Annotated in this window: 6 protein-coding genes, 1 tRNA gene and 1 riboswitch; of the genes, 4 read left to right on the top strand and 3 right to left on the bottom strand. The window is 72.6% G+C overall.

Annotation, left to right across the window (positions count from 1 at the left end; genetic code table 11):
* The first annotated feature begins 169 nt into the window (after window positions 1–169).
* From ACI78Z_RS18375 to ACI78Z_RS18365, 3 genes are all read left to right on the top strand, one after another.
* On the top strand, window positions 170–1000 hold the full coding sequence (locus ACI78Z_RS18375) for a WD40 repeat domain-containing protein (protein WP_457037984.1): 831 nt from the start codon (window positions 170–172) through the stop codon (window positions 998–1000).
* A gap of 96 nt (window positions 1001–1096) precedes the next feature.
* Window positions 1097–2119: a toll/interleukin-1 receptor domain-containing protein gene (locus ACI78Z_RS18370; protein WP_457037983.1), complete on the top strand. Its 1023-nt coding sequence runs from the start codon at window positions 1097–1099 to the stop codon at window positions 2117–2119.
* Window positions 2120–2166: 47 nt separating this feature from the next.
* Entirely contained in the window at window positions 2167–2307 is a 141-nt protein-coding gene (locus tag ACI78Z_RS18365) for a hypothetical protein (protein WP_457037982.1), read from the top strand.
* A 144-nt stretch (window positions 2308–2451) separates the two neighbouring features.
* On the opposite strand, the gene ACI78Z_RS18360 is transcribed toward ACI78Z_RS18365, so the two are convergent.
* Both ACI78Z_RS18360 and pstS read right to left on the bottom strand, forming a co-directional pair.
* A tRNA-Ile gene (locus ACI78Z_RS18360) sits at window positions 2452–2525 on the bottom strand.
* Between the two features lie 34 nt (window positions 2526–2559).
* Window positions 2560–3660: a phosphate ABC transporter substrate-binding protein PstS gene (gene pstS / locus ACI78Z_RS18355; RefSeq protein WP_457037981.1), complete on the bottom strand. Its 1101-nt coding sequence runs from the start codon at window positions 3658–3660 to the stop codon at window positions 2560–2562.
* Window positions 3661–4124: 464 nt separating this feature from the next.
* A riboswitch (cyclic di-AMP (ydaO/yuaA leader) is annotated at window positions 4125–4276 on the top strand.
* Between the two features lie 11 nt (window positions 4277–4287).
* Here pstS and ACI78Z_RS18350 point away from each other — a divergent pair.
* Window positions 4288–5499, top strand: coding sequence for a peptidoglycan DD-metalloendopeptidase family protein (locus tag ACI78Z_RS18350; protein ID WP_457037980.1), 1212 nt, complete (start codon window positions 4288–4290; stop codon window positions 5497–5499).
* Between the two features lie 88 nt (window positions 5500–5587).
* Here the strand turns inward: ACI78Z_RS18350 and ACI78Z_RS18345 are convergent, their stop codons facing one another.
* Window positions 5588–6499, bottom strand: coding sequence for a maleylpyruvate isomerase N-terminal domain-containing protein (locus tag ACI78Z_RS18345; protein WP_457037979.1), 912 nt, complete (start codon window positions 6497–6499; stop codon window positions 5588–5590).
* Between the last annotated feature and the right edge of the window lie 107 nt (window positions 6500–6606).

The raw sequence follows: 6606 nt of genomic DNA, 5'->3' as shown, positions 1-6606 counted from the left end.
TATCACCGCCGCCGCCGGCAACGCCGACTCGGCCGACTCACGCCCGTCGAGTACGAGACACTCACCCACGCCGCAGCAGCGGCCTAACCCCTACCGGAACGAGTCAACCGGACTGGGGGCAGTCCCGCTTGCCTCGGCCGGCACCGACGGCACCGTACGGCTGTGGGACGTGGCGACGGGGCGACCCCACGGTGAGCCGCTCACCGGCCACGAGGGCTGGGTCACCAGGGTCGCGTTCAGCCCGGACGGCATGTTGCTCGCGTCCGCCAGCTCCGACAAGACCGTGCGGTTGTGGGACATGCCCACCGGCAGTCCGCACGGCCCCCCGCTTGAGCACGACCGCTCTGTCCTCGCTCTGGCCTTCAGCCCGGACAGCGACCTGCTTGCGTCGGCTGACGACCTCGTGCACCTGTGGGACCTGCCCTCCGGCCGGGCCCATCGTGAACCCTTCGGTGGTGGCACCGACTTCATCAACGCCGTCGCATTCAGCCCCGACGGTGAGCTGCTCGCCTCCGGCAGCGGAGATGCCACGGTCCGGTTGTGGAACGTGTCCTCCGGTGAACCGCACGGCCAACCGCTCACCGGTCATGGGAGTGCGGTATCCGGCGTGGCCTTCAGCCCCGACGGTGACCTTCTCGCCTCGTCCAGCATCGACAGCACCGTGCGGCTGTGGGACGCCACCTCCGGCCGACCGCACGGCCAGCCGCTGAGTGGGCACTCGACAGTGGCCAGCGGCACGTCTGGTTACGCCGGCACGGTCCAGAGCGTCGCCTTCAGCCCTGACGGCGAACTGCTCGCCTCCGCTGGCGACGACACCACGGTCCGCTTGTGGAACCCGCGGTTCAACTCCTGGTTGACCTACGGGTGCAAGATCGTGAACCGCAACTTGTCCCAGGCCGAGTGGGACCAGTTCATCCAGGACCTGCCCTACGCACGGACCTGCCCGGACCTGCCCGCTGGAGAAGGCGCCCCCGCCAATGCTCCAGCCGCCCAATACTGATCCATGTTTCATGGTGCCGGTGCCGGTGCCGGTGCCGGTGCCGGTGCCGGTGCCGGTGCCGGTGCCGTTCCCGTTCGGCGCGGCGGAGGTGTGCCGGTGCAGGTTTTCGTCAGCTACTCCCGCAGGGACGAGGCCGCGGTCGGCGAGTTGATCGGCGATCTGGAACGGGCGCATCTGTCGGTGTGGCAGGACCGGGAGCTGCGCGGTGGGGATCCCTGGTGGCAGGACATCCTGCGACGGATCCGCGAGTGCGAGGTGTTCTTGCTGGCCGTGTCGGAGAACTCACTGGCCTCCAAGCCGTGCCAGGCCGAGCTTGCCTACGCCAGGGCACTGGGTCTGCCGATGCTGCCAGTCTTGATCGGCTCGGTGGGCAACCTGCGCACCACCCCGGTCGCCGACCTCCAGGTCCTCGACTACCGGGAACGGACGCTGGCCAGTGGGCTGGCGCTGATCGGCACGCTCCAGGCCTTAGCTAGGGACCGGAGACCTCTTCCCGACCCGCTGCCTGAGCCCCCTGGGGTTCCGTTCGCGTACCTGTTCCGCCTCGGCTCGGCGATCGCCGGCGCCCAACTGACCCCCAACGAGCAAGGAGACTTCATCCGCCAGTTGCGGGAATGCCTGGAGACCGAGGAGGACGAAAGCGTCAAGGAAGACGCCCGTGAGCTCCTCCGAGCGCTACGCCGCAGACCCGACGTCACCTACCGCAACGTCCAACACATCGACGAGCTGCTCACCCAGCTGGCCTCCTCCGAGCACTCAGCCGCCCAGCCTGACGCGTCCGCCCCCCTCCGGTCTCCATCCTCCCCGGATTCCGCCAACACCATCCCACAGGACAAGGCGGTCAGCGGACGGCCTCGTCGGCAGTCAGCGGCACGGTGGGCAGCGGATCCCCAGTATTTCCGGAGCTCTCATGAGTCCCTGCATCCGGGATCAGAGCTGTCCAGAGCAGGATCAACCGGGGCTCAGCCAGCCAGGGTCATCTTGGAGCGCCGCAACTGGTCGACTCGATCCGTAATGATCTTCGTTCGGGGCAAGCAGCACCTAGTTGATTTCCGAACCCGGCAGATGGGGGGTATTCCGTTTCAGTTGATGGTAGAAAGTGGGCCAGATCAGAGCTGAAGACCAAGATCTTGCACAAGGGCTTACTCTTCCGCGTTGAGGTGGTCATGCTGCGGCTCGAGGACGACGGAACCCCCGTGTGGATGGAACTGGCTGTTCGATACATGCCGGATTTCTCGGTGATTCGAGGCTTCTCCGTGAAGGTCGATGACGATCTCATCTTCTCCGATGGTGTCATGTCCGGATAGCGCTGGTGCTCATTGCGGGTGCCTGGTGCTCCGCCAGTGACATGCTCCGCGTTTGCGGTTCCGCGGAGGGGTGGCCCTCGCGATGACGGTGTCGGGGTCCCTGGTCCAGCTGAATGGATTGCGGCCTCGAGCACATCGCGGAGGTGGGGCGGGTGGGGCTCGAACCCACGACCCAGGGATTATGAGTCCCATGCTCTGACCGGCTGAGCTACCGCCCCGCGGTGTCCAGCCTGCCAGACGCGCGGGCCGACTTCAGGGCGCGGTGCCGATGGCGTCGATCGCCGTCCGGGCCTGCCCCCGCAGCGCGTCGGAGATCGGCGCGGAGCCGGCCACCTCGGCGGCCGCGGCCTGGCCCTCCTCGCTCGTCACGTACGTCATGAAGTCCGCGACCAGCTCGGCAGTCAGCTGGTCCTCGTACGCGGTGCAGCCCAGGTGGTAGCTGACCAGCACGATCGGGTACTGGCCGGACTCGGCCGTCGTCCGGTCCAGCTCCAGGGCGAAGTCGTACGGACCCCGGCCCGGCAGCGGCTCGGACCCCTCGACGACCGCGGCCGCGGCTTCCGGCGTCGGCGCGACGAACTCCCCACCCACGCCGATGCGGGCCACACCCAGGTCGCCGGCCTGGGAGAGGTCGGCGTACCCGACGGTCCCCGCGCCCCCGGCCACGGCGGCCACCACGCCGGAATTGCCCTGCGCTGACTCGCCGCCCTCCACCGGCCACTCGCCGTCCGGCTCGTACGGCCAGGCCTCGGGGGCCGCGGCAGCCAGGTACTCGGTGAAGTTCTCCGTCGTCCCCGACTCGTCGGACCGGTTGACCGGGGTGATCGACGTGGCGGGCAGCGCGACACCGGGGTTGTCGGCGGCGATCGCCGGGTCGTCCCAGCTGGTGATCCGCCGGGCGAAGATGCCGGCGAGCGTGGCGGGGGAGAGGTCCAGCTCCTCCACCTCGGGCAGGTTGTGCACGACGGCGATCGGCGAGATGTAGTTCGGCAGCTCGAGGACCTCGCCGCCGCAGCGCTCGCGGGCCGCGACGAGCTCCTCCTCGTCGAGTGGCGCGTCCGAGCCGGCGAAGTCGATGCCGCCGGCGACGAACTGCTCGCGACCACCGCCGGAGCCGACCGGGTCGTAGTCCACGGTCACGTCCGGCTGTACGGCCGAGTAGCCGGCGGTCCACCCCTGCATCGCCGCCTGCTGGCTGCTCGCCCCGGCGCCCACGAGGGCGCCGGACAGGTCCCCGGCGGCCAGGGCGCCCTGGTCGCGCTCGTTGGGGGGCACGTACTGGGACAGCGCCACCGCTGCGCCGGCCACCGCGGCGACCCCGACGGCCGCGGCGAGCTTCCTCCGGCCAGACACCCGCGTCCTCCCGCCGTCCGGCCCGCGCACTGCCGTCGGGCGTCCTGGCGCGACCCTAGGCGTCCCACCCGGACCGCGCCGATCGGCACCGGAGGGGCCGTTACACCGGCCGGGCGCGCGTCGCCCGGCCGGTGTGGACGACGGCCGGAGGGCGTCCACAGCGCCCGATCGGGTGACTCCGTGAGCGACATCACAGCCGGTTCTGCGCATGCGGGCCGATCGGCGGGGGAATCCGGGTGCATCCGGCGTCCGCGCTGGTCGCATCGCGCGTCCCCGCCGTCCCACCCGCCACCGCTGCGCAGCGGATCGCTGACTCGACGTAGTGGAGACCGGGTTTCGGTGGCAAGGGGACGCTCCGGCTGCGTTACCCGATCGTGACCCGGGGCCGGAGGCCGTGTAGCTTTCCCGACGGCCCAGCCGGGCTCAGCTCCTCGGGAACCGAGGGCCTCGGCGCGGCCACCGCCGAACCGTCGACGCCCCGTCCGGGGCCGAGGCGGACCGGGGACCCACCGAACACCTGGGGTGAGTCCTGTATGCGCACGCGTTGCGCAGGCAGGTAGGGCGCCGTCCGGCCCGAACCCGTCAGCTAACTCGGTAGGCGGTCGCGAGGATGGGAGAACAGTCGCCTTGGCGACCCTGCACCGCCAGAACACCGTGCTGCCCTGCGCCACCTCTCCGCGCAGCCGCCTCCGGGCACCCCGCCGGGCCGTCGTCGTCGCCGCCGCGGTGGCCGGGCTCCTGGCCGGCACGCCGATGGTGGCCGGCGCCGCCCCCGAAGCCGAGCAGGCCTCGCTCGAGGAGCAGGTCGCTGCCATCGAGGAGCAGGTGAAGGCCGCTGAGGAGCAGCTCCAGCGCATGACCGTGGAGGCCGAGGCCGCCGCCGACGCCGCCCTGGTCGCTCGCGCCCAGCTCGCCCAGGGCCAGGCCGAGGCCGAGCGGACCGCCGCAGAGCTCGCCGCCGCCCAGGCCGACGTCGCCACGGCCGAGGAGGACATGGCCGACCTCGGTCGCGAGGCCTACATGGGCGCCGAGGACCGCTACGGCGACCTCGAGCTGCTGCTCGACGCGCAGAGCCCGACCGAGCTGCTGCAGCAGGCCGCGACCATGGAGCAGCTGGGAGACCACCGCGCCGACCGGCTGCAGGAGTTCCTCACCGTCCAGGCGCGGGTCGAGGAGGCCGACCGTGCCGCCAAGGCCGCCGTCGCGCAGCTCGGCGAGCTCGCCCGCAAGGCCGACGAGGCCGAGCGGGCCGCCAACGAGCACCTCGCCCGGGCACAGGTCGACTACGACGCCCGCGCGGCGGAGAAGGCCCGCCTCGACGAGGAGCTCCGCCTGGCCGGTGAGCGGCTGCTCGCGGCCCAGGGTGCCGCTGACGCGGCTGCCGCGTGGCAGGCCCAGCAGGCGCAGCAGCAGCAGGCGCTGGCGAGCGCGTCCGGCACCTCCGGCATGCCGACGGCCGGGCGGGTGACCTCCTGCTACGGCCCGCGCTGGGGGACCATGCACCAGGGCATCGACATCGCCGCCCCCATCGGCACCCCGATCTACGTGCCCGAGGACGGCGTCGTCCTGCAGGCCGGCCCGGCCAGCGGCTTCGGCCAGGCCGTGTACGTCCAGCACGGCGACGGCCAGATCACCCTCTACGGGCACGTGAACCAGTTCTTCGTGAGCGCCGGCCAGGTCGTCCAGGCCGGGGACCACATCGCCGACGTCGGCAACAAGGGCCAGTCCACCGGGCCGCACCTGCACTTCGAGGTGCACCAGGGCGGGCTGTACGCCAGCCGGGTCAACCCGATGCCGTGGCTCCAGTCGCACGGCATCTCGCTGGGCGGCGCCTGCTGAAGAAGGACCCCGTCCTCCTCACCACTCGCAAGCTCGCGGTGAGCCTCTGGACGGGGCCTGGAGTGGTCCCCCGGCGGCCGCGTCGCGTCTAGCGACGTCCGCGCAGCCGGCCCAGCAGCCCGCCCACGCCGCCGAGCGTCTGCGCGGCCAGCTGGAGGATCGGCCCGCCGGGGATGCCGGGCGCCGAGTGCACGATCGGCGCCAGGGCCAGCAGGCCGCCCAGCTCGTGCACCCGCAGCCGCCGCCGGGCCAGCGCGGCCACCGGGTTGACCCGCCCCGAGGCCGCCTCCAGCAGCAGGTCCACGGGCGCCTCCACCGCGGTGCCGTGGACGTCCCCCGCCGGGGTCGGGTGCACGGTCCATCCCCGGCCGTCGGCGGCGAAGGCCCAGCCGCCGTCCGGGGTCGCGAGCGTCGCGCCGCCGCTGACCCCCTCGCGGGCGGCCAGCGCGCCGGTCACGTCGGCCAGCGCGGCCAGCCCCGCCTGCAGCACCGACGGGGGAGGAGGCGGCGCCCCGCACGGCACCAGGTCCAGCCCGTGCACCGCCAGCTCGTACGCCTGGCCGAGGACGACGCTGAGCAGCGGCAGCCGGCCGACGACGGCGACCGCGGGCGCGGTGTCCAGCTCGACCGGCTCCTCCGCCAGGTAGTGCGCGGTGGCGTCCCGGTTGCGGCGCAGCGCGGCCAGCACCTCCGCCCGGGGCGCGTCGCGGTGTGCCGCGGTCACCCGCGCGTTGGTCGCGTCGACCTCCGGCGGCGCCCCCGCCCCGCCGGCCCGCGCCGAGGCGATCAGGTCGGGCAGCGCGGCGTGGTCGTCCCAGAGGCCCAGGTGCACGCACACCTCGTGCACCCGCCAGCCCGGCAGCCGGGTCGGCCGGTCGAGGTCCACGGCGTCGGCCTGCTCGAGGAAGGCGTCCCACGCGCCGAGCACCATCGGCCCGACCGTCTCCCGTCCGGCGTCGGCCATGCCCCGGTGCTGTGGGGTGTCCCCGGTTCGCGCCATGCCCGCCTCCTACCCGGCGCGCACCGCGGCAGGCGTGGTGTGGACCTCGCCGCACCCCCGTCCGCGACCCCCGCACGGGTGAGGACCGTCAAGGTGGAGCCGCTCCG

It is taken from the genome of Geodermatophilus sp. SYSU D01176, from assembly GCF_054050015.1.
The sequence above is the reverse complement of the archived record's forward strand: the minus strand, read 5'-3'. Positions and strand labels throughout refer to the sequence as shown.